Source organism: Caballeronia cordobensis (assembly GCF_001544575.2).
Taxonomy (GTDB): Bacteria; Pseudomonadota; Gammaproteobacteria; order Burkholderiales; family Burkholderiaceae; genus Caballeronia; species Caballeronia cordobensis.
In genome coordinates this window covers 26554-52539 of record NZ_FCNY02000035.1, presented here as the reverse complement: position 1 = coordinate 52539, position 25986 = coordinate 26554, and the positions used below count along the sequence as shown (strand labels likewise).

General features: G+C 64.2%; 24 protein-coding genes, 1 tRNA gene and 1 pseudogene. 6 read left to right on the top strand and 20 right to left on the bottom strand.

Annotation, left to right across the window (positions count from 1 at the left end; translation table 11 throughout):
• The 6 genes from AWB70_RS36255 to hfq all read right to left on the bottom strand — a co-directional run.
• A partial coding sequence (locus AWB70_RS36255; protein WP_200826462.1) for an ATP-dependent metallopeptidase FtsH/Yme1/Tma family protein occupies positions 1 to 230 on the bottom strand: 230 nt, incomplete at its 3' end.
• 535 nt (positions 231 to 765) lie between these two features.
• Positions 766 to 1212, bottom strand: coding sequence for a GreA/GreB family elongation factor (locus tag AWB70_RS36245; protein ID WP_235024423.1), 447 nt, complete (start codon positions 1210 to 1212; stop codon positions 766 to 768).
• The gene (locus tag AWB70_RS39470; RefSeq protein ID WP_235024422.1) at positions 1176 to 1538 is read right to left on the bottom strand and encodes a hypothetical protein; all 363 of its coding nucleotides are present in this window, start codon (positions 1536 to 1538) and stop codon (positions 1176 to 1178) included. The genes AWB70_RS36245 and AWB70_RS39470 overlap by 37 nt, the downstream gene beginning before the upstream one ends.
• The gene (locus tag AWB70_RS39465) at positions 1531 to 1965 is read right to left on the bottom strand and encodes a hypothetical protein (protein ID WP_063786682.1); all 435 of its coding nucleotides are present in this window, start codon (positions 1963 to 1965) and stop codon (positions 1531 to 1533) included. The genes AWB70_RS39470 and AWB70_RS39465 overlap by 8 nt, the downstream gene beginning before the upstream one ends.
• Positions 1966 to 2428: 463 nt before the next feature.
• Complete coding sequence (locus AWB70_RS36235) at positions 2429 to 3037, bottom strand: hypothetical protein (RefSeq protein ID WP_053568514.1); 609 nt, start codon at positions 3035 to 3037, stop codon at positions 2429 to 2431.
• Between the two features lie 120 nt (positions 3038 to 3157).
• Positions 3158 to 3433, bottom strand: a complete 276-nt coding sequence (gene hfq / locus AWB70_RS36230; protein WP_075644232.1) for an RNA chaperone Hfq — start codon at positions 3431 to 3433, stop codon at positions 3158 to 3160.
• Between hfq and AWB70_RS39760 the strand changes: the two are divergent.
• Positions 3324 to 3734, top strand: a pseudogene (locus AWB70_RS39760) (TniQ family protein); the annotation flags it as partial. The gene hfq and the pseudogene AWB70_RS39760 sit on opposite strands and share 110 nt — an antisense overlap.
• Positions 3735 to 4322: 588 nt before the next feature.
• On the opposite strand, the gene AWB70_RS39460 reads toward AWB70_RS39760, so the two are convergent.
• The 7 genes from AWB70_RS39460 to fdhE form a co-directional block, all read right to left on the bottom strand.
• Positions 4323 to 4586 carry a hypothetical protein gene (locus tag AWB70_RS39460; RefSeq protein WP_235024421.1) on the bottom strand — a complete coding sequence of 88 codons (264 nt, stop codon included), beginning with the start codon at positions 4584 to 4586 and terminating at the stop codon, positions 4323 to 4325.
• Between the two features lie 352 nt (positions 4587 to 4938).
• A tRNA-Sec gene (locus tag AWB70_RS36220) sits at positions 4939 to 5034 on the bottom strand.
• Between the two features lie 67 nt (positions 5035 to 5101).
• Positions 5102 to 5737 carry a DedA family protein gene (locus AWB70_RS36215; protein ID WP_053568516.1) on the bottom strand — a complete coding sequence of 212 codons (636 nt, stop codon included), beginning with the start codon at positions 5735 to 5737 and terminating at the stop codon, positions 5102 to 5104.
• 31 nt (positions 5738 to 5768) lie between these two features.
• Positions 5769 to 7772 (bottom strand): bifunctional DedA family/phosphatase PAP2 family protein, encoded by a 2004-nt coding sequence (locus AWB70_RS36210; RefSeq protein WP_014250285.1) that lies wholly within the window; start codon positions 7770 to 7772, stop codon positions 5769 to 5771.
• A gap of 42 nt (positions 7773 to 7814) precedes the next feature.
• Positions 7815 to 9722, bottom strand: coding sequence for a selenocysteine-specific translation elongation factor (gene selB, locus AWB70_RS36205; protein WP_053568517.1), 1908 nt, complete (start codon positions 9720 to 9722; stop codon positions 7815 to 7817).
• Positions 9719 to 11155, bottom strand: coding sequence for an L-seryl-tRNA(Sec) selenium transferase (gene selA / locus AWB70_RS36200; protein WP_053568518.1), 1437 nt, complete (start codon positions 11153 to 11155; stop codon positions 9719 to 9721). Before selA ends, selB begins: the two co-directional genes overlap by 4 nt.
• Positions 11152 to 12126 (bottom strand): formate dehydrogenase accessory protein FdhE, encoded by a 975-nt coding sequence (gene fdhE / locus AWB70_RS36195; protein ID WP_053568519.1) that lies wholly within the window; start codon positions 12124 to 12126, stop codon positions 11152 to 11154. The genes selA and fdhE overlap by 4 nt, the downstream gene beginning before the upstream one ends.
• 200 nt (positions 12127 to 12326) lie before the next feature.
• Here fdhE and AWB70_RS36190 point away from each other — a divergent pair, with 200 nt between their 5' ends.
• Both AWB70_RS36190 and AWB70_RS36185 read left to right on the top strand, forming a co-directional pair.
• The gene (locus AWB70_RS36190) at positions 12327 to 12578 is read left to right on the top strand and encodes an AbrB/MazE/SpoVT family DNA-binding domain-containing protein (protein WP_014250281.1); all 252 of its coding nucleotides are present in this window, start codon (positions 12327 to 12329) and stop codon (positions 12576 to 12578) included.
• Positions 12572 to 12922, top strand: coding sequence for a type II toxin-antitoxin system ChpB family toxin (locus AWB70_RS36185; protein ID WP_014250280.1), 351 nt, complete (start codon positions 12572 to 12574; stop codon positions 12920 to 12922). Before AWB70_RS36190 ends, AWB70_RS36185 begins: the two co-directional genes overlap by 7 nt.
• Before the next feature lie 12 nt (positions 12923 to 12934).
• Here the strand turns inward: AWB70_RS36185 and AWB70_RS36180 are convergent, their stop codons facing one another.
• Genes AWB70_RS36180 through fdnG form a run of 3 tightly spaced genes read right to left on the bottom strand, consistent with a single transcriptional unit; the run spans position 12935 to position 17594 of the window.
• Positions 12935 to 13585: a formate dehydrogenase subunit gamma gene (locus tag AWB70_RS36180; RefSeq protein WP_053568520.1), complete on the bottom strand. Its 651-nt coding sequence runs from the start codon at positions 13583 to 13585 to the stop codon at positions 12935 to 12937.
• Entirely contained in the window at positions 13572 to 14516 is a 945-nt protein-coding gene (gene fdxH / locus AWB70_RS36175) for a formate dehydrogenase subunit beta (RefSeq protein WP_014250278.1), read from the bottom strand. The genes AWB70_RS36180 and fdxH overlap by 14 nt, the downstream gene beginning before the upstream one ends.
• 9 nt (positions 14517 to 14525) lie before the next feature.
• Complete coding sequence (fdnG, locus tag AWB70_RS36170; protein ID WP_082378065.1) at positions 14526 to 17594, bottom strand: formate dehydrogenase-N subunit alpha; 3069 nt, start codon at positions 17592 to 17594, stop codon at positions 14526 to 14528.
• Between the two features lie 242 nt (positions 17595 to 17836).
• On the opposite strand from fdnG, the gene AWB70_RS36160 reads away from it, so the two are divergent.
• The 3 genes from AWB70_RS36160 (at position 17837) to AWB70_RS36150 (ending at position 21855) form a co-directional block, all read left to right on the top strand.
• Positions 17837 to 19165 carry a YihY/virulence factor BrkB family protein gene (locus AWB70_RS36160; protein ID WP_053568523.1) on the top strand — a complete coding sequence of 443 codons (1329 nt, stop codon included), beginning with the start codon at positions 17837 to 17839 and terminating at the stop codon, positions 19163 to 19165.
• Between the two features lie 349 nt (positions 19166 to 19514).
• Positions 19515 to 20669, top strand: coding sequence for a porin (locus AWB70_RS36155; protein ID WP_014250274.1), 1155 nt, complete (start codon positions 19515 to 19517; stop codon positions 20667 to 20669).
• Positions 20670 to 20877: 208 nt separating this feature from the next.
• Positions 20878 to 21855, top strand: coding sequence for a glycerophosphodiester phosphodiesterase family protein (locus AWB70_RS36150; protein WP_053568524.1), 978 nt, complete (start codon positions 20878 to 20880; stop codon positions 21853 to 21855).
• A 7-nt stretch (positions 21856 to 21862) separates the two neighbouring features.
• Here AWB70_RS36150 and AWB70_RS36145 read toward each other — a convergent pair whose 3' ends face one another.
• The 4 genes from AWB70_RS36145 to AWB70_RS36130 form a co-directional block, all read right to left on the bottom strand.
• Positions 21863 to 22729, bottom strand: coding sequence for a proteasome-type protease (locus AWB70_RS36145; protein ID WP_053568525.1), 867 nt, complete (start codon positions 22727 to 22729; stop codon positions 21863 to 21865).
• 69 nt (positions 22730 to 22798) lie between these two features.
• The gene (locus tag AWB70_RS36140) at positions 22799 to 23569 is read right to left on the bottom strand and encodes a transglutaminase family protein (RefSeq protein WP_053568526.1); all 771 of its coding nucleotides are present in this window, start codon (positions 23567 to 23569) and stop codon (positions 22799 to 22801) included.
• Positions 23570 to 23572: 3 nt separating this feature from the next.
• Positions 23573 to 24526 carry an alpha-E domain-containing protein gene (locus AWB70_RS36135; RefSeq protein WP_014250270.1) on the bottom strand — a complete coding sequence of 318 codons (954 nt, stop codon included), beginning with the start codon at positions 24524 to 24526 and terminating at the stop codon, positions 23573 to 23575.
• Between the two features lies 1 nt (position 24527).
• On the bottom strand, positions 24528 to 25943 hold the full coding sequence (locus tag AWB70_RS36130) for a circularly permuted type 2 ATP-grasp protein (RefSeq protein WP_053568527.1): 1416 nt from the start codon (positions 25941 to 25943) through the stop codon (positions 24528 to 24530).
• Between the last annotated feature and the right edge of the window lie 43 nt (positions 25944 to 25986).

The window sequence follows — 25986 nt, the reverse complement described above, 5'->3', positions numbered from 1 at the left end:
ATGTCGCCGGGCGACACGATCTGGTATTTCTGGCCGTCGTTCGGAGTGACCGTGAGATTGCGGCCCTGAACGGTGACATTCTTGACTTTGCCGTTCTTCGCGTCGTCCATGAACTGCGAATAGGACCCCCCTTCCTGGACGCGGGGCTTATCGAACTGCTTGAACACCGTAAACATCACCAGTGCGATCACGAGCCACACAGCCGCCTTGGCGAACACATTTTTGTTCAAAGCACCACTCCTCACTTGTAGACGGGCGCCTAATGAAGCCGCGTCTTAAATGTATTCTAGTCCGGACGCTCATAGCGTGGGAGAGGCTGTTCGGCCCCGATAGCGACAGGCGGAATGGCACGATCTGGGTGAGATGATGGGCCGTTGTTGTCCTCTTGTCGAACCGACGCACAGATGTTCCGAACGGCCGGGGTTGCGCATGGCGAGTCAGCGAATGATCGAAGCTTTAAGGTTGCCCTCAACTCCGGAAATCACGTGATCAGCCGCATTCCCTCAGTCTTCGTCGCAGCTTGGTCGAAAATGGCCATGTGTGTTCGCTCCATCTCATGGTGGGAGCTCGGGGCGGCGGTGCTGATGTGCTGGCATTCGACTCCGCTGCTGGGGCAATCTATGTGGCGGGTTCTCGCAGGTCTTCTCCACGAGATATCGCTAATGCTAGAAGCTGGCGCCAACCTGCAAGACGCATCGGAACATCTAAGGTAGGAGCGCTCGCCGGCCACACTACCGGCTTCTTTGGTACCTCCTCCTGACATCATCAGCCTGATAAGTGACGACTCTCCGGCTGCAGCAGGATCTTCTCGATGACGTAATGAACTGGCACGCCGCTCGGCGGAAGGCACGTGATGACTTGTCCGCAACGCGCACCCAACAGTGCGATGCCCGTCGGCGAGAGAACCGACAGTCGCCCACGCTGATAGTCGGCCTCGCGCGGGTAGACCAGCGTCCATTCATGCGTAACGGTGCCGTCGCTGGTCGTACATTCGACCGTTGTATTCATCGTGACGACGTCCGGTGGCATCGCAGCGGAATCGACAAACAGGGCTGTCGCTTCCACGGCGTCCAGAAATGCGCGCTCTGGCGACGACACGGTCAGCAGACGCGCACATTCCCGAAGTCGTTCCATGTCGGATTCGGACACGACCGGCTGGCCTTCCAAGTGGCCGGTCATGACCGCGACTGAATTGTTCTTGGCAGACAACATGTGTGCCTCCGGCTGGAATACAGATTACAGATATCCGCGCAATCGCGGTCATTCCATACGTCGAGCCACGAACCGTCCAGGAAAATGAGTCGATCGATGGTTCCGAACTGCCGTATTTCGAGCAACGCGCTGCGGTTGACGAACGCACCGGGTCGATCGTCGGGAAAGACCACCTGCATCAGGGGACCCAAGCGCTCGACTATCTCGGTGACGCTCGCATCACCGGACGGCTCGGTCACGCCAAGCCAGTAGACAAGCGCTGCTGTTGGGCTTCCTGCCTTCCGAGCAACAAAACGGAGTGTCTTTTCGCCCGAGAATTCATTCATGGTTACCAACCCAGTCAGCACGTTCCCCTTTCAAAGGTGGTTCGGCGCAGCTTGCCGAGCTTGCCGACCCGCCGCGCTCCGCGGCGACCTTCGTAGGCCTGTGGTCAACCCATATCCGTCCCCATCGGATGGCGTAGCGCAAAGCCTGTGCTGGGTCGTAGAAATAGTCCAGCGCGTGGAAGCAGCGCGGTGTCCGGCAGCCAGGCCCTTCGATCACAAGATGGGCCGCGTACAACGCACTCTTGACGGGTTCTGCACGAGCCGTCAAACGATAGCCCTGATCTTCGGCCTGATCGCTCAAAGCGGCGATGCGCCTGCCTTGCGAAACGTTCCACTGCGAGGCCAAGTCGTTCTCGCCACTGATTGTGACGATGCATTCCTGCCTGACCTTCGGCATCTCGTTCTGACGTTTTGTTTGCGTTCTCATGGCTTCTCGATCCCTCGAAGACGATCCCATCCCGCCGCTGTGCTGTCGCGCGGCTAAAACGCTGCGCTGGGCAGCGCAACGGATGGCGAGTTCGTTCGGCACGCGAGCAGACGCCCATCACGCAAGTCGTGATGGAGTACAGTCGGTGGTCGACAGAAAGATGGTGAGCCCGGCTCTCGCTTTACTGACTCTAGGCTTATGCGAAGAACCGGGCAGAAGAAAGTGCTGCCTTATCCGCGCGGCTGGCGCGGTTTAGCGTGCGCTTCAAGGCATCGGCTTTTCGATGCCCGCGGGTACCCGCCCCCGCTTGTGCAGGAATGCTGAAAAAGGCAAGGCGGGAACTCTTGACGAAAAACACTACGATGACCTCGCGTCAGTGACCAATGGGTGATCTAAGGAAGGCATGCCCATTAGAGCGCATCTGTTAGCATTTTGCAAGGTTGGCGGGTGCCGTTGCCGCGCTTCAAACGATGACCTCGTTTTCATAACGCAAATCAAGCCACGCTGCGAGCTTCGTCCAATCTGGATGCTGGGTACCCGTGCGCGCAGACCAATTGGAAGACCGCTCGAGAATTCGACCGTTCCCGCGATCGCGAACAAGCACGCTTCCCAACCCGCTCGAACTGTTTGTCTGTGACTCAATCAGATAACGTGGCAGGATCCTGAGCTCGGCATTCTTGGCCCATCCGAACAAGCCGCGGACTACGCCGGACGGATCTCGCAACTCGCTGGGGCCACTTACTGGGCGAATCGCCGTCCAGCCTTCCGGAAACTCGGGGACAACCTCGTCTTTGCCCTCCCTCACCCACTTCACGCGCAGAGCCCGCGTCATCGCTTCGCGCATACGCGACACCGAGTCATAGCCTTTGGGCAACTCGATTGCCACCGGGAGCGTGATCAGGTTGTCTTTCCAGAGCGCGGATTCGTCTTCGACGCGCTTGACGACGTCGGACACTTCTGGCCCGAAAGGATTCTCGGGACGGCTAGATACCCTCGCGGTTGGTCCCGCAGGCAGGCCCTCGAAAAGGCGCTCAGCGTCTTGACGGGTTAGTTTCGTCTTTGCCTTACTCATCGTCTCGTACGGTCTTTAGCTGAAAACGAACGCGGCTGGAACGCAGCGAAGCCACCCTTTAATGCGACGTACTTCGAGATGCACCAGGAACCACTGCGCCCGTGGAAACGTCGTAGCTGCCTATTTTGCGTGAGAACGATTTGTGAAGTCGCGCGATCCGCTCGCCCGGCTGTTCGACCGAACGGCCGGACCCGTATCTTCGCCGATCGTCGAGATCGAGTGCTTGAAGATCATCTGGGATCCCGTGGTCGAATTGAGATAAAGCATGTACGCATCAAATGACTGGATGTGTCCAACCAATCTGATTCCGTTGACTAGATATATCGCCACGCGCTTTCGTTCCTTCCTCATCGCATTGAGAAAGTCGCCTTGTATACCGGGTTGGTTCTGCGCCATTTCAGTTTTGTCTTTAAGATTTGATGGGATCAAGCGCATTCGATCGTGTCCGAGCTGCAAGCCACGGAAGCGAAAGATGGCACAGATGTGGGTTGATAGCCTGAATGGCATGGTAGGACGCAATGACCTGCGGTTGCTGACCCTTCTGCCTTGGAAGCCCTACCTTGGCCGCTTCTCCCGCCTGACAGGTGAGGGCCGACAATGGTGTCCGCTTTGCCTTGAAGAGGATCTTCAGTCGCGGACACCGGTCTACGAGCGCCTCATCTGGTCAATGCGCTGGGTCGGACACTGCCCGCGCCATCGTTGCAGGCTCGCAGAGCGCTGCCCTGAATGTGACTATCAGCAAGCGGGTGAGCTATCACCACTGCAGTCATGCGGCTTCTGCTCCAGGTGCCAGGGATGGCTTGGCACGGAGCATCCGGATCCAGTGTTCGATCGCCAGACTGCTGACGGGGATTACGAAGTGTGGGCGGCACAAAGCCTTGCGGATCTTGTCGCACATCCACCCGCGTCGACCTTGCCTCGAACAGGCAATCCTGCTTCCAGGGTCATCGATCGGGGTATCGCCCGCTTCTTCGACGGAAATGCAGCCGCTTTCTGTGAGCACATCGGCATATCGAAGACATGTCCAACCTACTGGCGATGTGCGGGGGCACCCAACGCGGCAGTGCTCATGGCCATCTCATATTGCCTGCAGATTTCTGTGCGTGATCTTCTGACGGGAAAAGACGTCTTCAGCGGCAGTTGTCTCCCTCCCCTGCCCCCAATCCTTTTACGTACTAATCTGCGCCCTGTTGCCCGCAGAAGGAACTGGAACGACGTTCGGCAGTTCCTGACGGAGGTTGCGAACGGCACCCGCTACTACGGTAGCCTTACATCCGCCGCAGAATCAATACATCTGTCGCCCAGTCAGGCGTATGCCCGGTTTGCAGACCTGTGTCGCCAGATAGCGGAAGCACTGCGGGAAACACGCCGGGAAGTTGTCAGGACCGCCCGCGAGCAGCGGAAAGACCGGCTTGATAAAGCGATCCGGATCGAAGCGGCCCGCATGATCTCGACGGGCCAGTACCCAAGCGTCGACCGGCTGATCACGTACGCGAAACAGCATGGTCTGGGCGCGGACAAACCTGCGGACCGCTCGTGCATCCGGCATGCACAGCTCGGCGCACTTGCGGGCGCACCCGGCAGCGGCCGCAGACGCAGGAACAACGCTGCGCCGGACGGATGAGTCGCGGCAGCCTCACTGACCAATGCAACAGAACCATGAACCATCGCAACTGCGTCCAGTCGGCGCGACGACTAGAAACTGACGACGCGCGAATACCGTGCGACTCGAACTGGCGTCGCCCGACCATCTCCGTCACTGCATAGCGCATTGTGGTCTGAAGGGCTTTGGCGTCTGTCATGTGTTACATCCTGCGGCACGGAAAACACCATATCGCTTCCAAACGGAAGTCTTATGGTTTCTCCCACAAGAACGTACGCTTCTTCAACTGCGCCCATCATGGCGGAAGGCAGCCAGAGTCGAACTGACCAGAGAGTGTCTGACACCCCCTACCGGGTTTGAAGCCCGGCCGCACCACCGGATACGGATGCCTTCCTTCGTCATGCCTCATGCCCGTCCCGAACGCGAAAAACGCGCGGGCGTCCGATTATAACGACGCATCCTCAACCGCCGCCATCGCGCGAATGTGAACCCGAACGCGCGCGCGGCTCGCGCCGACGCGTCAATCGATAAGCGCAATACAGCAAAGCCAGCGCCGCAAGCAGATCGACCACCGTCGCGCCATGCGATTCCAGCGCCATCACCGCCAGATGCAGTTGCCGCTCGAACAGCGCGCCGCCCAGCGTCCAGAACGACGCCCACGCGACGATGCCCGCCGTATCCCAAAGGAAGAACGCCACCACGGCGATCCGCGTCGTGCCCATCAGCGGCGGCGTGACGAGGCCGAGCCCCGGCACGAACTTGGACAACGCGACGATCGGCGCGCCGTGCCGCTCGAAGAGTTCGCCCGCCGTGCGCATGCCGGAATCGACCGCGTACGATCTGCGCGACAGCGCCGCGACGAGCCGCCGGCCGTACAGACGCCCCGCCGCGAACCACACGCCGTCGCCGAGCAGCGCACCGCACAACGCCGCGAACAGGACGTGCGCGAAGGACAGCCGTCCGGTCGCCACGACCGAGCCCGCGAACACGAGCAGCGGCGCGGACGGAAGCGGCACGCCCAGGCGCGTCAGCAGCACGTTCGCGAACACGGCCGCGCCGCCCCACTGCACGATCGCCGACGGTGGAATCTGGATCAAGCGGCACCTCTCGTTCGCTGGCTTCGATACGTCATTCGGCCCTCGATTCGACGAGTATCACCGGCACGTCGCCACATCCCGCGCTGCTCGCAATTTCGATGCCGCGCCACGGCGAACGCTCGCCACGGTCGATGACCATCGGATCGACGCGCCGGTCCGGCCGCAACACGTTGAAGGGCCACGACGGCCGCCGCAAGCGCTCGTGCACGACCGAGCCGAGCCAGATCGGCGCAGGCGGCGCGCCCGCGCGTTCGCGCACCGCGTAATGCGTCGGCCAGAAGCGCAGCACGTCGCGCTCGTCCGCGCCGTGAACCGAGCGCGCGAACACCAGCGTCGACGGCTCGCCGTTGTTCAGGCGCGGCAGCGCGGGCAGCTCGATGGCGGGCGCATTCGGCGAGACCACCGACATCACGCTTTTCAGGCTCACGCGCGAAACCTCGGTCCAGCCGCGCGCGCTCAGTTGCGCGCGAATCTGCGCGGGCGTCGCGGCCCATTGCACGGTGATCGGCTCGCGCCGGTCGCCCTCCATGCTCGCGCGGTAGCAGGAAAACGTGCGCCATACCGAATCCGTCCACTGGATCGGCGAGATGACGGTGGTCGACGGCACCGCGCTATGCGCCTCCGTTTCATCGCTCAGTTGCAGCGCGACGCTCGCGCCGATCACGGCAAGCACGGCAATCGGCATCAAAGGCCGCGGCTTCGGCTTGACCGGATTACGCCAGACGGCAGTGAGCGCGATCAGGAAGACCCATACGGCGGCGAGCGCGGCGCTGCCGAGCGCGTCGGAGATGGTGAAGCGCCCGAAATACAGTCCCGCGATGCCGACCGCCGCGACGATCGCCGATGTCGCCGTCGCGACGAACACGCCCGTCAGCATGCCCACGCGCCGCAGCAGGATGAAGGCGAGAAAGCCGTAGATCACGACCGTCGCCGCGACGTGGCTGCTCGGGAACTCGTGCTCGGTCGGCGCGAAGGAGACGAGGAGCGGCTTGTGCGCCGTGAAGCGGATCGCCAGCACGAGCAGTTGCGAGAACGCGATCGCCGCGAGCCAGTACGCGACCGTGCGCCAGCGCCGCTCGAAGCTCATCCACACGATCACCATGACGCCGAGCGCGAGCAGCGTCTGCGTGCTGCCGAGCGTCGCGGCGGCATCGAGAATCGAATCGGTCCAGGTCGAGCGGAACGATTGCAGAAGCCGGTAGATCGATACGTCGACCTGCACGATCGACGCGCCGCGCGCCACGTTCGCGAGCACCGAAAAAAACAGGATCGCCGACGCGAGCAGCAGCACCGAAATGACGACGATGAGACCCGTCGCCGGATTGCCCGGATCGAGCGCGCGCGACACGAGCCGCGCGGGCAGGCCGCGGCCCCGCTGCGCCCACGCGAGCAGCGTTTCGCGCGACGCGACGGTCCAGCGCATCGCGTGCGAGACGATCACGCGCGCGAGATTGAACACGACCCAGCCGATCGCGGTGACGAGGATCAGGATCACGACGAGACGGATGGACACCGCGCCCGCCAGCTCGATCGACGCGCCGAACACCACGCCCGGCAGGATGTGCGCCGGCGCCCAGATGAGCGCGCTCAGGATGTTGACGAAGAGAAAGCGCGCGGGCGCCATGCCGGTGACGCCCGCGACGACCGGCACGACCGCGCGCATCGGCCCCACGAAACGCGCGAGCACGACGCTCTTCGCGCCGTGCTTGTCGAAATATTTCTTGCCCGCGACGAGCGCGCCGGGATGCGCGCGAAACGGCCACATCTGCGCGATCCGGTCCGCGTAGTGCTGGCCGAACCAGAAGCTCACGGCATCGCCGGCAATGGCCCCCACGATCGCGCAGACGAGCACCCAGCCGAGATTCAGCGCGCCTGCGCCGACGAGCGCGCCCGCGATGAACATGGCCGTGCTGCCCGGCACGAACGTGCCGACGAACGCGAGGGATTCGAGAAACGACGCGAGCAGCACGACCGCGAGCGTCCACTCCGGGTGGCCCGACAGGACGTGCAGCAGCTTGTAGTAGATATGCTCCATCGTGATCGGCGGTCGACGGCGCGCATCGAGCCCGGGCAAACGTCAGACGGACTCGTGCCAGCGGCTATCGGCGCGCAATAGATGCAAATCGCGGTGGAAACGAGTGTACCCAACGCGGTCGAAGAACTCCAAAATCTGTATCGCGCGTTTGCGGCCGAGCGCGCTGGCGTCACGAAAAGCGGCCGCGCCGATCGCCCCGCCCTGCGCGCTCGCGGTTTGCGCGACGAGTTGCGCAAGCGCGCCGATCGATGCGCGCGCGTAAAACAGATCGCGTACGACCTGAAACACCTCGCCGCGCCGCGCGAGCTTCTTCAGCAGCCTGCGCATCTCGTCCTCGCCGACGCCGTGCGCGCTCGCCAGATCGCGCACCCACGGCGGATCGAAGCGCCCCGCGTCCAGCGCGGCGAGCACGGCGCGGGCGAGCGCGGCTTCGTTGTCGTCGAGCGTCACCGCATGCGACGGCGCATGCAGCCACGGCCCGCTCTTCGCGATCGCGCCGCTCGCCACCGCTTCATCGACGAGCGCGCGCCACAACGCATCCGGCGCGAGCGGCGCGGCCATGCGGCGCAGGCGCGCGACGTCGGGGCCCTGTTCGTCGGGGAAACGTTCGTGGAAGGCGGCGAGCGCATCCATCAGGCGCGTTTTCAGCGCATCCCAGTGACGCACTGCAATATAGAGCGTGTCGTCGTGCGCGGGCACCGCGCGCAAGTCCTCGGGCGAGATCGCGTGCCCGCATAGATGCTCGATCAGCGAGCGCGGCAGGCCATGCGGCGCCTGCTCGAAGAGCGCGTCGGCGCGGCCCGTGTCGAGCCGGTGCGCGAGCGCATCGAGCCATGCGCGGCGCTGCGGCGTGCGGCGGCGTCGAGCCGGCGCGAACGGATCGAGCACGCGCCCGCCGCCGACGGTTCTGCTTGCCTGCGCATTGCGCACGATGAAGCGGTCGCCGGGCAGCGCGCAAACGGGTTGATCGAACACCAGTTGCACGCGAGCACTGTGTCCGGCGTCGAGCGTATCGGCTTCGAGCAGCGCGACATGCGCCACGCGATGCGTCGTGCCCAGATGCACATGCAAGGGCGCCCAGTGCGTGAGCGCGAGTTGCGCATCCTCCAGCAGCGTCAGTTCGACGTCGAGCCTTTCGGACGCGCGCGCCAGCCGCGCATCGACGATCCAGTCGCCGCGCGCGAGCGCGTCTTTGTCGATGCCCGCGAGATTGAGTGCGCAGCGCTCGCCCGCGCGGCCCGTTTGCGCCGCGCGATTCTGCGCGTGAATGCCGCGCACGCGCACCGGCTCGCCGCCCGCGCCGCGCGGCGCGAGCATGAGCGTGTCGCCAACGTTCGCGCGCCCCGCGAACACAGTGCCGGTCGCGATCGTGCCCTGCCCCGTCAGCGTGAACACGCGATCGACCGCGAGCCGGAAAAAGCCGTCGTCGCGGCGCGTGCGCCAGTGCGCGGCGGCATCGTGCAGATGCGCGTTCAGTGCGACGACGCCGGGGTCGTCGGCTTGCGTGGCATCGGTATCGAAGCGGGGCGCGTCGCGCAACGCTGTTTCAGCGAGCAGCGCGGCGATGTCCGCGTGGACCTCGCGCACGCGGGCGGCGTCCACACGATCGCATTTCGTCACCGCGACCGCGCCTCGTGCGACGCCGAGCAGGTCGAGTATCGCGAGATGCTCGCGCGTTTGCGGCATCACGCCATCGTCGGCGGCGATCACGACGAGCGCGAAGTCGATGCCGCATGCGCCGGCCGCCATCGTATGCACGAGCTTTTCGTGGCCCGGCACGTCGATGAAGCCGAGCACGCCGCCGTCCTTCAACGGCACGTAGGCGTAGCCAAGCTCGATCGAAATGCCGCGCGCCTTCTCTTCCTTCAGGCGGTCGGTGTCCACGCCCGAGAGCGCGCGCACGAGCGTCGTCTTGCCGTGATCGATGTGACCCGCCGTGCCGACGATCATTCGCGTGCGTCCAGTTGCGCGATGAACGCGGCTTCGTCGGCTTCTTCGAGGCAGCGCAGATCGAGCCGCAATGCGCCATCCGCGATGCGCCCGAGCACGGGCCGCGGCAAATCGCGCAGCCGCTTCTCGACGCGGTTCAATTGTCCGCCCGCGCGCTTGCCGCCCGCGGCGCGCACGGCGAGTCCGTAGCTCGGCAGGACATCCACGGGCAACGCGCCGCTGCCGATCTGGCTGAACATCGGTTCGGCGCTCACGGCGAAGGCATCGCCGACCATGCGTTGCAAGGCGGGCTCGATGCGCTCGGCGGCGAGGCGCATCGCGTCGGCGGGACGCGTGAGCAGGCGCAAGGTCGTCAGCCGTTCGACCAGCGTTTCGGGCGTGCGATAGAGCCGCAGCACCGCTTCGAGCGCCGCGAGCGTGAGCTTGCCGACGCGCAGCGCGCGCTTCAACGGATGCTTCTTGATCTTCGCGATGAGATCCTTTCGTCCGACGATCAACCCCGCTTGCGGCCCGCCCAGCAGCTTGTCGCCGCTGAAGGTGACGAGATCCGCGCCCGCCGCGACCGTCTCGCGCACCGTCGCTTCGCGCGGCAGGCCCCATTGCGCAAGATCGACGAGCGTGCCGCTGCCGAGATCCACGGCGACAGGCAGGCCGCGCGTCCTCGCGAGCAACGCCAGTTCGGGAAGCGTCACTTCCTTCGTGAAGCCGGTCACCGCATAGTTGCTGCAATGGACTTTCATCAGCAGCGCGGTTTTCGGGCCGATCGCTTCGTCGAAATCTTTCAGATGCGTGCGGTTGGTCGTGCCGACTTCGCGCAGCTTCGCGCCCGCGCGGCTCATGATGTCGGGAATGCGGAACGCCCCGCCGATCTCGACCAGCTCGCCGCGCGAGACGATCACTTCGCGGCGCGAAGCAAGCGCCGACAGCGTGAGCAAGACCGCCGCCGCGTTGTTGTTCACGACGGTCGCGGCCTGCGCGCCGGTGAGTTCGCAGATCAGGTCGTTGATGAGATCGTCGCGGTCGCCGCGCGCGCCGGTGTCGAGGTCGAATTCGAGATTCGCGGGGCGCGTGAGCATTTCCGCGACCGCGCGCACGGCTTCGTCGGGCAGCAGCGCGCGGCCGAGATTCGTATGCAGCACCGTGCCCGTGAGATTGAAGACACTGCGCACGTTGCTCTGCGCGCGTTTGACAAGCCGTGCGCCGACCGATTGCGCGAGCCGCGCATCGCTCAATGCCTCGACGGAGGCGCGGCCCGCTTGCGCATCGGCGCGCCAGGCATCGAGCGCCGTGCGCAATGCGGCGAGCGTCTGCGTGCGTCCGTAGGCGGCGATCACCGGCTCGAATTCCGCCGATGTCAGCACGCGCTCGACGGACGGCACGCGCGCCATCAAGGCGCGCAGCGCGCCGCCGTCGTTTCCTGCGACGTCGCTCATCGATCTTCTTCCGTTTGTTCGGGCCACAGCCACGGATTGGGCGCCGCGCGCCGGTAGCCCGCATCGCCCATCAGGAGATCGAGCGTGAGACTCGCGAGATCGTCGGCGTAGGGTTCGAAATCGTAGGCCTTGTCCTGATAGCCGATCTTGCGGTACGTGCCGCATTCGTCGCACGACTCCGCTTTCAACGGCGCGCTTTTCGCCTTCGCGGCCTTCTCTTCCTCGCTTTCGTCGCCGCTGCCCATCGCATGATAGGCGACGCCTTTGGTCGAATCGCAGTTGGTGCACTTCGCGCGGACGACGTGCAGTTCCGTCGCGCACAGCCCGCATTGCGCGTAACGGTAGCCGTCATACGCGCCGCCCACTCGCACGATGCTCGCGACCGGCACCGAGCCGCACACGGGACATACGCCCGGCGCATCGAGATACGGCACGTCTTTCGCGTCGATACGGCTCGCGAGATCGGTCCACACGACCTGCAGCGCGGCCGCGATGAAGGGCGCGGCGGCCGGATCGATTTCGGCGAAGCGCAGCGCGAGGACCGCGTCGGCCTGATTGTCGAGCGTGTGCGCGTCCAGTGCGCGAAGGCGGGCGACGAGTTGCACGAGCGCGGGCGTCAGTGCGCCCGCGGCCTCGATGCTGTCGAGCAGCATGAAGAGCACGTCGCGCCACGCGGGGCCGCGCGAATCCGTGAGCGCGGGCACGATCGGCATCGAATGACGCTGATTCAGCTCGATGGATTCGCGCGAGGGCATGGGCGCCGTGAACTGGGCAAGCACGCGCTGCTGGGCATCGGCGAGCGCGGCCATCAGGCGCAGATAACCGGCGATGGGATTGCTCGCGTCGGCGAGTTGCAGAAGGCGTGCGGCGCGCGCGGCGAATACGGTGGCGCGCTCCGGCATGCGCAGACGCGGAATCGCCGATGGATCGAGCGATTCGATTCGCGCGGCTTCGACTATGCGTTGGACCACGGGGGTTCCTCGCGGGGGGTGAATTGTGGACTGGCATGCACTGAGCCAAGGATAGCAGCTTACGTGCGATGGAACAGGACCGCTTCCAGGCTTTAAAATGCGTTCGGTTTAAGAGTTTTCGTATCTACATTGAAGACACATCAAAGTTGACTTTCATTTTCATATGTAGCTACAATGACTCTACATTCCGGAGGAAAAACATGGAACTCGCTATTCAGAAGTGGGGCAACAGCGCGGCAGTTCGCCTGCCTGCCGCCTTGCTCGATCAGGTTCACCTTGCATTGGGCGACAAGCTGACCGTGGAAGTGCGGCCTGAGGGCATCATGCTTGCTCCGGCGCGTCCGCGGTATTCGTTGGAGGAACTGATCGCGCAATGCGACCTAAAGGCGCCGGCGCCTGCTGATCTGGCTGACTGGGGCGATGTCAAACCGGTGGGACGCGAAGTATGGTGAGACGTGTCAAGTTCGAACGCGGCGACATTGTGCGCGTGAATCTGAATCCTGCGACGGGCCATGAACAACAAGGCGACTTTCGCCCCGCGCTCGTGCTCTCGCCCGCCGCGTTCAACGCCATGGGCGTCGCGCTGGTCGCACCGATCACGCAAGGCGGCAACTTCGCGCGTTTTGCGGGGTTTGCCGTACCCCTTTCAGGTTCCGGCACGGAAACTCAAGGCGTTGCATTGGTCAACATGATTCGCACGCTCGATCTCGAAGCGCGCGGCGCGCGCAAGATCGAACGCGCGCCGATCGAAGTCATCAATGACGCGTTGGCCCGGCTTCAGGCCATCCTCGACTGAGTCTGCGCCGCCCTACTTCCCAATCACATCCCTGAACCACCGCGGATGATGCTTCCTCGCCCATCCGTACGTGACCGTGCCGCGCACCATCGCGCCGATCGAGCCTTTCACCCACAGTCCCGCGTAGACATGGATGATGATCGTCAGGATCAGCACGAACGCCGTCGCCGCATGCACCACCGATGCAATGCGAATCACGGTGACGGGAAAGTAGAACGCGAAGTACGCGCGCCACATCACGATGCCGCTCAGCAACAGCAAAATGAGGCTCGCGAACATCACGAAGAAGACGAGCTTCTGCCCCGCGTTGTACTTGCCGATCGCCGGCAAGCGTTCCTCGCGGTTGGCGAGCACGTCGTTCACCTGCTTCATCCACTGAACGTCGCTCTGGTCCAGATAGTTGTGATGCCAGAAGCGCAGCGCGAGGATCATGAACGAGATGAACATCACGCAGCCGACGAACGGATGCAGAATGCGCGTCCACTGCCCGCCGCCGAAAATCGCGTAAAGCCATGACATCGACGGATGAAACATCGCGAGACCGGAGAGCGCAAGCAGCACGAAGGTGATCGCCGTGATCCAGTGATTCGTGCGCTCGTTCGGCGTATAGCGCACGATCAGACGATGACCCCTCACATCACGCAGTTCGTTATCGTGTTTCATCGATACGCTCCTGTCCGCCTTCCCGGCGACGCCGCACCTCTTCCGCCTCGCGGTGCGCTTCCACTTCGTCTTCCTCGCTGACTTCGTTCGGGCCGATGCGCGTGTAATGGAAGAAGCCCGCGAGCGCCGCGATGCCCAGGCCGATCATCGCGAGCGGTTTTGTCACGCCTTTCCAGACCGACACGAGCGGGCTGATATGCGGATCTTTCGCGAGACCGTGATACAGCTCGGGCTGATCCGCGTGATGCAGCACGTACATGACGTGCGTGCCGCCTACGCCCGGCGGATCGTACAGGCCGGCGTTGGCGAAGCCGCGCTCCTTCAGATCGACCACGCGCTCGGCGGCCTGATGCTGCATATCGACCTTGGTGCCGAACATGATCGCGCCGGTCGGGCACGTTTTCACGCATGCGGGCTCCTGCCCGACCGCGACGCGATCCGAACAGAGCGTGCACTTGTACACGCGATGATCTTCCTTCGACAGGCGCGGAATGTTGAACGGGCAGCCGGTGATGCAGTATCCGCAGCCGATGCAGTTCTCCTCGTGAAAATCCACGATGCCGTTCGTGTACTGCACGATCGCGCCCGGCGACGGGCACGCCTTCAGGCATCCCGGATCCTCGCAATGCATGCAGCCGTCCTTGCGGATCAGCCATTCGAGGTCGCCCTTCGGATTCTCGTATTCGGTGAAGCGCATCACCGTCCACGAATGCTCGGTCAGGTCGCGGGGATTGTCATACACGCCGGTCGTATGACCGATATCGTCGCGCAGATCGTTCCACTCCATGCACGCCGTCTGACACGCCTTGCAGCCGATGCACTTCGACACGTCGATAAGCTTCGCCACCGTGCCCGTCACGGGCTCGCGCACCTGCGTCTGCGGCGTGGTGGTCGCCGAAACGCGCTTGATATCGAGCGATTGCAGAGCCATCTCGTCCCCCTATGCCTTCTCGACCTTCACCAGGAACGACTTGAACTCGGGTGTCTGCGAGTTCCCGTCGCCCACGGAAGGCGTGAGTGTGTTGACGAGATAGCCCGGTTGCGCGAGGCCCTTGAAGCCCCAGTGCAGCGGCAGGCCGACGGTGTGCACTTTCTTGCCCTCGATGGTCAATGGTTTGATGCGCTTGGTCACGAGCGCCACCGCGACGATATGCCCGCGATTGCTCGACACCTTCACGCGATCGCCCGCGACGACGCCCACTTCCTTCGCGTGTTCCTCGCCGATCTCCACGAACTGCTGCGGCTGCACGATCGCATTCAGGCGCGCGTGCTTGGTCCAGTAATGGAAGTGCTCGGTGAGGCGGTACGTGGTCGCCGTGTCCGGGAACTTGTCGGCGGTGCCGAACGCGGCGCGGTCGTCCGGGAACACGCGCGCGGCCGGATTGCTCGTCGCCACCTTGTTGTCGGGGAAGAACGGGTTATGACCGAGCGGCGTCTCGAAGGGCTCGTAGTGCGTCGGGAACGGCCCTTCGTTCATGCCGTCGCGCGCGAAGAAACGCGCGACGCCCTCCGGGTTCATGATGAACGGGCTCATGCCCTTGTCCGGCGCTTCGTCCACCTTGAAGTCGGGAACATCCGGGCCCGTCCATGCGCGGCCGTTCCACGCGACCAGCTTTCTCGACGGATCGAACGGCTTGCCGTTGACATCGCACGATGCGCGGTTGTACAGCACGCGCCGATTCGCCGGCCACGCCCACGCCCAGTTCAGCGTCTGGCCGATGCCCGTCGGGTCGGAGTTGTCGCGCCTGCCCATCTGATTGCCGTTCTGCGTCCACGAGCCGCAGAAGATCCAGCAGCCGCTCGCGGTCGATCCATCGTCGCGAAGTTGCGCGAAGCTCGACAACTGATCGCCCCGTTTGGCGAGCACCTTGGTCTGATCCGCCGGATCGGTGACGTCGGCAAGCGCGCGGCCGTTGAATTCCATCGCGATCTCTTCGGGCGTCGGGCTTTCGGGGTCCGCATAAGGCCACGTCATCTTCAGGATCGGATCGGGATACTTGCCGCCCTTCTCCTGATACGCGCGCCGCATGCGCAGCCATAGACCCGACATGATCTCGAGGTCGCTCCTCGCCGCGCCCGGCGCCGCCGCGCCCTGCCAGTGCCATTGCAGCACGCGCGACGAACTCACGAGCGAGCCGCGTTCTTCCGCGAAACAGGTCGTCGGCAGGCGGAAGACTTCGGTCTGGATCTTCGATGCATCGACGTCGTTGAACTCGCCGTGGTTCTTCCAGAATTCGGACGTCTCGGTCGCGAGCGGGTCCATGATGACGAGCCATTTCAGCTTCGACAAACCCAGCCCGATCTTCGCCTTGTTCGGCGCGGCCGCGAGCGGATTGAAGCCCTGGCAGATGTAGCCGTTCATCTTGCCCGCGGCCATCAGTTCGAACACCTGCAGCATGTCGTAGGACTTGTCGAGCTTGGGCAGATAGTCGTAGCCGAAATTGTTCTCGGCGGTCGCGTTGTCGCCCCACCACGACTTCATGAAGCTCACATAGAACGCGCGATAGTTCTTCCAGTAGCTCAACTGATTCTGCCGCAGCGGCTGCGACGCGCGCTTCTTGATGTACTCGTCGTACTCCTGCTCGCCTTCCATCGGCAGGGTCATGTAGCCGGTCAACAGGTTCGACATCAGGCCGAGGTCCGTCAGACCCTGGATGTTCGAATGCCCGCGCAGCGCATTCATGCCGCCGCCCGCAATGCCGATATTGCCGAGCAGAAGCTGCACCATCGCGCCCGTGCGGATCATCTGCGCGCCGACGGAGTGATGCGTCCAGCCGAGCGCGTAGAGAATCGTGCCCGCGCGATTCGGCGTGGCCGTCGATGCGAGCATCTCGCAGACCTTCAGGAACTTGTCGGTCGGCGTGCCGCAGACCTTCGTCACCATCTCCGGCGTGTAGGCCGCGTAATGCTGCTTGAGCAGGTTGTAGACGCAGCGCGGGTCCTGCAGCGTGGGATCGGTCCTGACGTAACCATCTTCGCCGCGCGCGTAGTCCCAGCTCGACTTGTCGTACTTGCGGTGCTCGGCGTCATAGCCCGAGAACACGCCGTCCTTGAACGCGAAATCCTCGCGCACGATGAACGACAGGTCCGTGTAATTCTTCACGTACTCGTGCTGGATCTTGTCGTTCGCCAGCAGATAGTTGATGACGCCGCCCAGGAACGCGATGTCCGTGCCGGTGCGTATCGGCGCGTAGAAATCGGCGACCGAAGCCGTGCGCGTGAAGCGCGGATCGACCACGATCAGCCGCGCGCTGCGATGCGCCTTCGCTTCCGTCACCCACTTGAAGCCGCACGGGTGCGCCTCGGCCGCATTGCCGCCCATCACCAGAATCACGTCCGCGTTCTTGATGTCGACCCAATGGTTCGTCATCGCGCCACGGCCAAACGTCGGGGCAAGACCTGCCACCGTCGGGCCATGTCAGACACGCGCCTGATTGTCGAATGCGAGCATCCCGAGACTGCGAACCGTCTTGTGCGTCAGATAGCCGACTTCGTTGCTGCTCGCCGACGCCGCCAGAAAGCCCGTGGTCAGCCAGCGATTGACCTTCTTGCCTTCCGGCGTGCTTTCGACGAAGTTCGCGTCGCGGTCCTCTTTCATCAGCACGGCGATGCGATCGAGCGCGTCGTTCCACGAAATCTGCTTCCACTCGTTCGACCCCGGCGCGCGATATTCCGGATACAGCAGCCGGCTCGGGCTATGAATGAAGTCGATGAGCGAAGCGCCTTTCGGGCAGAGCGTGCCGCGATTGACCGGATGGTCCGGATCGCCTTCGATATGAATGATGCTCGCCTTGGCGTTCTTCGAATTGTCGCCGAGGCCGTACATCAGGATGCCGCACCCGACCGAGCAGTACGGGCAGGTGTTACGCGTTTCCGTGGTGCGCGACAGTTTGTATTGCCGGACTTCGGCGAGCGCCGGTGCCGGAGAGAAGCCCATTGCCGCCAGGCTCGATCCGGCGAGCGTGCTCGCGGAAACCTTGAGGAACTGTCGCCGTGACATTTGGAGCATGGTTGCCCTCGGCGCGTCGTTTGTGGGTGATTCAAGTATATGGTGCACGATGAAATGCGGCAGTAAGTTTGCTACCGGATTTGCACCAATGCGCCCGCTTCTTCATGTCCTTCATCAAAAGCAGACGATTTCGTCACTGCGCAAGACGCGCGCCCGGTCACGTCCGTTCTGGAATGGAACGTGCTCGACCGCATGAACGTCGCCGGGCATCCGCGCTCCATTCATCGAACCGAGAGGCCGTCATGAGTACCGTGTCAACGCAGAAGATCGAAGCCGTCGTCAAGAAAGACGCTTCGTGGGCGCTCGGCGCGCTCAAGCAATTCTCGGAAAACCGCTGCGCCGCCATGGCCGCGAGCATCGCGTTCTATTCGGCGTTCTCGCTCGCGCCGACGCTCGTCATGGTGATCGCCGTCGCGGGCTGGATTTTCGGGCCGGAAGCCGCGCGCGGGCAGTTATTTCATCAGGTGAACGGACTCATCGGCGATCAGGCGGCCTCGGGCGTGCAGAGCATCGTCGAAAACGCGCATCGCAGCAGCGGCACGGGCATCGCGGCGATCATTTCCTTCGTGCTGCTGGCGGTCGGCGCGTCGGCGACGTTTTCATCGCTCAATACGGCGCTCAACATCGTCTGGCCGATGGCCGGCGACGCGCGCTCCAGCATCATGACGATGGTGCGCGTGCGGCTCGTCTCGTTCGGGCTCGTGCTCGGCGTCGCGTTCCTGCTGATCGTCTCGCTCGTGCTCGACACCGCGATTCAGGCCGTCGGCATGTGGCTGTGGGCGAATTCGCCGTTCGTGATCGTCGGCGATATCGTGCAGCTCGTGGCCGGACTCGCGATTCTCACGGTCGCGTTCGGCGCGCTGCTGAAATTTCTGCCCGATGCGCCCGTGCAATGGCGCGACGCGCTCGTGGGCGGACTGGTCGCCGCGCTGCTGTTCTCGGCCGGCAAGAAGCTTTTCGCGCTGTACCTGACGCACGCGGGCACCGCGAGCGCGTTCGGCGCGGCGGGCTCGCTCGCGGTGCTGCTCATGTGGCTGTATTTCTCCGCCGCCGTGCTGCTGCTCGGCGCGGAATTCTCGGCGGCGCGCGCGCGGCTGCACGATCCGCGCGGCGCGTGGGGCCAGCAGAACAACGGCCGCGTGCCGCCGGGCAGCCGCGCGAAGATCGGCTCGCTGCTGGCGGCATCGACCCGCACCGCGGTGCCGGTCGCGGCCGCGGAGGCCGCGGCGATGACGCCGGTCGCGCGCCCCGATGCGCCCGTCAGCGCGAGCGCGCGCCGGACGATCGGCGGCCGTGCCCAGCGCGCGCAGCAGTTGACGGGGCAGGCGCGCAAGAAAGTGTCGGCGGTGGCGCGGGCGCTGGAGTTGTCGCGCAAGCTCGCGCGGGCGGAATCGACCGCCACGCGCGTCACCGCCCTTGCGATGGTAGGCGCGGGCCGCAAGGCGTCGCACGCCAATGCCGTGGTGCGGCGGCATCCGTGGCGCGCAGTGCTGGTCGCGGCGAGCGCGGGCATGGCGGTCGCGCTGCTGTCGCGGCGCGAGGCCGCGCGGCGCAACGATCCGGCATCGTGAAATTGCGAGCGACCGGCGCCGCTATCCGGTCAATCCGAAAAATCCGACGCCATTAAAGCGCTTTGTTATTTGGATCGACGGTAATCCGATTAGCGCGGCAGGCGAGGATAATCGGATTAGCCGCCGCGACCCGCCTTCTTAAAATCCCGCGACGGCGCGGAACTTTTCCACACCGCGTCTGTCTCCCAAAATTCGCTCCAACGATCGCCTCGGACCCTTGACCAGCGGGCATCTGACCCGAGTGTGTGTTTTTCGAGACAGTCTTTATTTTCCATTTCTAAACTTACGAAACGTTGCGTTATTCTCTGCGCCGGCAACAACGATTTTAATCATTCGCGTGGAGAATTCGATGAAACGATTCGCACTGACGTCCCTCTCGCTGGCTATGCTCGGCGCAGCTGGCGCGGCACAGGCACAAACGAGCGTGACGCTGTATGGCGTGATCGACGCAGGTATCGGCTACGTGAGCCATGCCAACGCAAACGGCGACAAGCTGGTCGGCATGATCAACGGCAACCTGTCCGGCGACCGCTGGGGCTTGAAGGGTCAGGAAGACCTGGGCGGCGGTCTGAAGGCGATCTTCCAGTTGGAAAACGGCTTTGACGTCGGCACCGGCCGTCTCGGCCAGGGCGGCCGCGAATTCGGCCGTCAAGCGTTCGTCGGTCTGTCGGGCAACCAGTGGGGCACGGTCACGCTGGGCCGTCAGTACGACCCGCTCGTCGACATGGTCCAGGGCATCACGGCTGATAACTACTGGGGCGCGATGTTCGCGACGCCGGGCGATATCGACAACTACGACAACTCGCTGCGTACGTCGAACGCCGTCAAGTATGTTTCGCCGAACTTCGCCGGCTTCCAGGTCGAAGGCCTGTATGGCTTCAGCAACCTGGCTGGCGCGACCGGCCAAGGCCAGACGTGGTCGGCAGCCGCAACGTACAACAACGGCCCGTTGGCTGTTGCTGGCGGCTACTTCTACGCGAACAACCCGACGGCTGGCCGCGTGGCCAACGGCTGGGGCAGCCCGTCGTCGGACTCGCTGTTCAACAGCCCGGTCAACGCAGCTTACGCAACGGCTCACGCGATCGGCATCGCCCGCGGCGCGATCCAGTACTCGATCGGCGCATTCACGGTCGGCGGTTCGTACAGCAACGCGCAATACAAGGCAGACGGCTCGTCGCTCCAGGGCTCGCAGCACTTCAACGTCGGCAACGGCTTCGTGAACTTCCAGGTCACGCCGGCTCTGTTGACGGGTCTGGGCTACACGTACACGAAGGCAAGCGGCGACGCTTCCGCGACGTACCACCAGGTCAGCCTGGGCGCCGACTACTCGCTGTCGAAGCGCACCGATTTCTACGCTGTCGCTGCTTACCAGCACGCCAGCGGCGATCAGCGCAACGCGGATGGCTCGCTCAGCTCGGCGCAAGCTACGGTTGGCTCGTACGGCTTCGAAAGCGGCCGCAGCCACCAGGAAATCGTGATCGTGGGCGTGCGCCACAAGTTCTAAGAACAACCGGCTGGCGCGGCACGCAAGTGCCGTGTCTTTCGGACAGCAGCATCCTGAAACAGCCATCGGCTTTGCCGGTGGCTGTTTTTTTATGCGCGCCGCCAACGCGGCAAGGCGCAACAAATTGTTGAATCAACCGCTCGCGTGCACGGTGCGGGCATGACGGGAAGCAGAATCACCGGGTTACGAACGTCCGGAGATTCACGCCATGCCATTACGCTCGACGCTGCTGCGGTCTTTCGCACTCGCCGTGTGCCTCGCGAGCGCGGGCTGCGGAGGCCGCGCCGTATCGCCCTCCCGTGCCGACGAATCGCCGCGCCTGCCGATAATCGTCGCGCATCGCGCCGGCGCAGCCGATTATCCCGAGAACACGCTGACCGCCATCGAAGGCGCACTGCAACATCGCGCCGATGCGATCTGGCTCACGGTGCAGCTCACGCGCGACGGCGTGCCCGTGCTCTATCGCCCGGCGAATCTCTCCACGAACACCGACGGCCAGGGCGCCGTCGCGAGCCTGGACTTCGCCGCGCTGGAGCGTCTGAACGCTGGCTGGAACTTCGCGCGCACCGACGCGAGCGGCGCAAAGCGCTATCCGTATCGCGATGAACCCGTGCGCATCCCGTCGCTAGCGCAGGCGTTGCGCGCGATCCCGCCGGCCGTGGCCGTGATGCTCGACATGAAAGCACTCCCCGCCGAGCCGCAGGCGGCGGCCGTCGCGCGCGTGCTGGACGAAGAAAACGCGTGGCAGCGCGTGCTGATTTACTCGACCGAGGCCGCGTATCAGAAGGCGTTCGCGGCGTATCCGCGGGCGCGCCTTTTCGAATCGCGCGATGCGACGCGCGCCCGCCTCGCCGCCGTGGCGCTATCGCAGACGTGCGAAAACCCGCCGCCGCCCGGCACATGGAGCGCATTCGAGTACGCCAGAAAGATGGAGCTGGTCGAGACGTTCACGCTCGGCGAGGCGCGCTCGCACGTGACGGCCACGCTCTGGACGCCCGCGGCAGTGAAATGCTTCCGCACGAACGGTCCGGTCCACATGCTCGCGATCGGCATCAGCGACGACGCCGACTATCGCGCGGCCGCTTGCCTGGGCCTCGACGCCGTGCTCGCCGATTCTCCGCGCACGATGCACGCGATCAGAACGAACATGCAAACGCCGCCGCAATGCCCGGCGTCCGTGCGCTGAAGCGCGGCTATTGCTGCGGCGCGTTACCCGTCGGATTCATGTTTTCCGCGAGCGTCTGCGCGGGCGCGTCGGGGCACGGCAAGTCGCCGATGACGAGGCGCGGCACGGTGCTGCGGGTATCGCGCGGGCGCAGCGGCACGTTGTCGAGATCGGTCCACGACGGGTTCGGAATCTCGCCGAACAGTTGCCGCAACCGCTCGCCCCAGGTCTTGTTGATCATCTGGTAGTACGCGCTGTTGTTGTCGATCGTGGCGAAACGCGTCACGCGCAGCGAGTCCTTTTCGTAGACCAGCAGATCGAGCGGCAGGCCCACCGAGAGATTCGAGCGCAGCGTCGAATCCATCGAGATGAGCGCGCATTTGGCGGCTTCGTCGAGCGGCGAGGCCGGCGTGATCACGCGGTCGATGATCGGCTTGCCGTACTTCGATTCGCCGATCTGAAAATACGGCGACACACGCGTCGATTCGATGAAATTGCCCGCCGCGTAGATCATGAACATGCGCGGCGGCTGGCCGCAGATCTGTCCGCCGAGAATGAAGCTGCAATTGAAGTCGACGCTGAATTCCGCCAGCGACAAGGCATCGCGGCGATGCACCTCACGCACCGCATCGCCGACGATGCGCGCGGCTTCGGCCATCGTCGGGACGCTGTAGAGCGTGGGCGCGTGGGGATCGGAGGGCTCCGCGAGCAGATGCATCACCGCCTGCGTCAGCGCCAGATTGCCCGCCGCGAGCAGAACGATCACGCGCTCGCCCGGCTGTTCGAAAACAACCATCTTGCGCGCGGCGCTCACGTGGTCCACGCCGGCGTTGGTGCGCGTGTCGGACAGGAACACGAGGCCCTCGTCCACGCACATGCCCACGCAATAAGTCATGTCGGTCCATCCTGAAGCAAACAAACCCTCATTGTACTGAGCGCGTCCGTGTGTCGCATGCACGGTGTGTCATTGATCGGCCCGGGCGTCGATGTCGATGCGCACATCCAGCGTCGCTTCCTTGCCGCCCACGCGCGCGCCGCGCACTGGCGCCGCCGCCTCGTAGTCCCGCGCCACCGCAAGACGGCAGTGGCGTTCGTTCGCAAACGCGGCCTCGGTCGCGTCCACCGACACCCAGCCGTGTTCGATCCACACATCGGCCCATGCATGCGCGTGCGTGCCCAGATAGCCGCTGACGCAGCGCGCGGGCACGCCGCGCGCACGGCAGCACGCGAGCATCAGATGCGCGAAATCGCGCGCGTCGCCGCAGCCGTTTGCCAGCGCCTGCGCCGCCGTCCCCGCCGGCTCGTTGCGATAGCGCACGCGTTCCGCGATGCGCTCCATCAGCGCGAAAAGCGCCGCGGCCGTGTCGAGCGCGGGAACACGGTCGGCGAGTTCGCGGATAGCCGCATCGGGCGTCGTCAGCGGCGTCGCGCACGTGAAATGTTCGAGCGGAATGGGACCGGCTTCGTCGAAGAGACGGCCATCGGCGAGCGCTTCGGTTTCGACTTCGCCCGCCACGCTCACATGCATCTCGCTGTGCGGCTTCGTCAACACGAGCGTATGCAGCGCGTTGCCGTAGGCGTCGCGCGTCGCATCGAGCTTGCCCGGCGCCTCCACATGCCAGTGCCGCACGAGCTGCGACGAACCGCTCGCCGGACTCACGCGAAACTGCTGGATCGAATACGTGACCGGCGCGGCGTAGCTGAAGCGGATGTCGTGGCGAATGATGAGCAGCATGATTCACGCGATCGGCAGCATGAGGAAGGTATGCATCACGCGCAGCCCGAGCTCGTCCACGCGCTTCAGAAACTGCGTGAGCCACGCGTGAACGCCCGTCTCCAGAATCTGGCGGATGTCGGCATAGAGCACGTCGGCGCGCAGCTTGCCCGCGAAGCGCTCGCAGTCCTTCGATGCATCCGTGCGCAGCTTCGCGAGCGTATCGCAGACGCCATCGAGCGATGCGATCAGCGAGCGCGGCATCTGCTCGTTGAGGATCAGCAACTCGACGACGCGCGTGGGCGTCACCACGTCGCGATACACCTTGCGATAGATCTCCAGCGCCGAGACCGAACTCAGGATCGACGTCCAGTAATAGAAGTCTTCGAGCTGGCGCGCGGCCTCGCGCGAATTGGGCGTGGCGTCGGCGAAGCGCACGTCGAGAATGCGCGCCGTGTTGTCCGCGCGTTCCAGATACGCGCCGAGCTGCATGAAGAAGAACGCGTCGTCGCGCAACGCGGTGCCCTGCATCACGCCGCGGCACAGATTCGCGCGATACTTGACCCATTCGAAGAGCGCATCCGGACTCGTTTCGAGCTCCCTGTTCGCGAGCCGCTGATTGAATTCGAGCCAGGTGAAGTTGATGGTTTCCCAGCCGTCGGTCGTGAGCGTGCCGCGCACCGCGCGCGCGTTTTCGCGCGTCGCCTGCAGGCACGACAGCATGCTCGACGGATTGCGCGCGTCCGCGGCCATGAAATGCAGCATGTCCTCGCGCGAGCGCGAGCCGGGATGACGCGCGTCGAACATGTCTTCCAGTTCGGAAATCTTCAGCACCGAGCGTTGCGCGCGCGCTTCCTGTTCGGGCGTTTGAGGCAGCAACGCGCCTTGCATGTCGATGTCGAGCATGCGGGCGGTGTTCTCCGCGCGCTCCATGTAGCGCGCCATCCAGAACAGGTGATCGGCTGTGCGGCTCAGCATGTCATTCGACCATCCATGTATCTTTCGTGCCGCCGCCCTGCGACGAATTGACGACCAGCGATCCCTCGCGCAGCGCGACACGCGTGAGGCCGCCCGCGCACATCGACACTTCGCGGCCGGAAAGCACGAACGGCCGCAAGTCGATGTGCCGCGGCGCGATGCCCGCATCGACGAAGGTCGGGCAGGCGGACAGCGCGAGCGTCGGCTGAGCGATATAGCCTTCGGGCTTCGACACGAGCCGCGCGCGAAAGGCTTCGATTTCGTCATGCGTCGATGCCGGCCCGACGAGCATCCCGTAACCGCCCGCGCCGTGCACTTCCTTCACGACGAGTTCCGGCAGATGCGCGAGCGTGTAGGCGAGATCGTCCGGCTTGCGGCATTGAAACGTGGGCACGTTGTTCAGTATCGGCGTCTCGCCGAGATAGAATTCGATCATGTCGGGGACGAACGGGTAGATCGATTTGTCGTCGGCGATGCCGGTGCCCATCGCGTTCGCGAGCGTCACGCGTCCCGCACGATACGAGGTCAGCAAGCCCGCCACGCCCAGCGCCGAATCCGCACGAAAGGCGAGCGGATCGAGAAAGTCGTCGTCGACGCGGCGATAGATCACATCCACGCGGCGCGGCCCGTGCGTCGTGCGCATGAAGACATAGTTGTCGTCGACGAAGAGATCCTTGCCTTCGACGAGCTCCACGCCCATTTGCTGCGCGAGGAAGGTGTGCTCGAAATACGCGGCGTTGTACATGCCCGGCGTCAGCACGACGACGGCCGGATCGTCCACGCCTTCGGGCGCGATCGAGCGCAGCGTTTCGAGCAGCAGATCCGGATAATGCGCGACCGGCGCGACGCGGTTCTGCACGAAAAGCTCGGGAAAGAGCCGCATCATCATCTTGCGGTTTTCGAGCATGTACGAGACGCCCGAAGGCACGCGCAGATTGTCTTCGAGCACGTAGAACTCACCCGCTTCGCCCGCGCGCACGACGTCGATGCCGGCGATATGCGCATAGACGTCGAGCGGCACATCGACGCCCTGCATCTCCGGCCGATACTGCGCATTCGTGTAGACCTGCTGCGCGGGAATGCGTCCGGCGAACACGATATCGCCCTTGTGATAGATATCGTGCAGAAAGAGATTGAGCGCCTGCACGCGCTGGCGCAGGCCTGCTTCGAGCACGCGCCATTCGTCGCCGGGAATGATGCGCGGAATCATGTCGAAGGGAATGAGCCGCTCGGTGCCGGACGAATCGCCGTTCACGCCGCTCACCGCGAAAGTGATGCCCACGCGCCGGAACAGAACGTCGGCCTCGGCGCGTTTGCGCGCGATGGTGTCGGCGCTTTGCATCGTGAGCCAGCGGGAAAACCGCGCGTAGTGATTGCGCACGGTGTCGTCCTGACGCATTTCGTCGTAGATCCGCATGATTGCGTCCTTCGTTTGCGGCGCGTTTCATTGCAGTATCGGA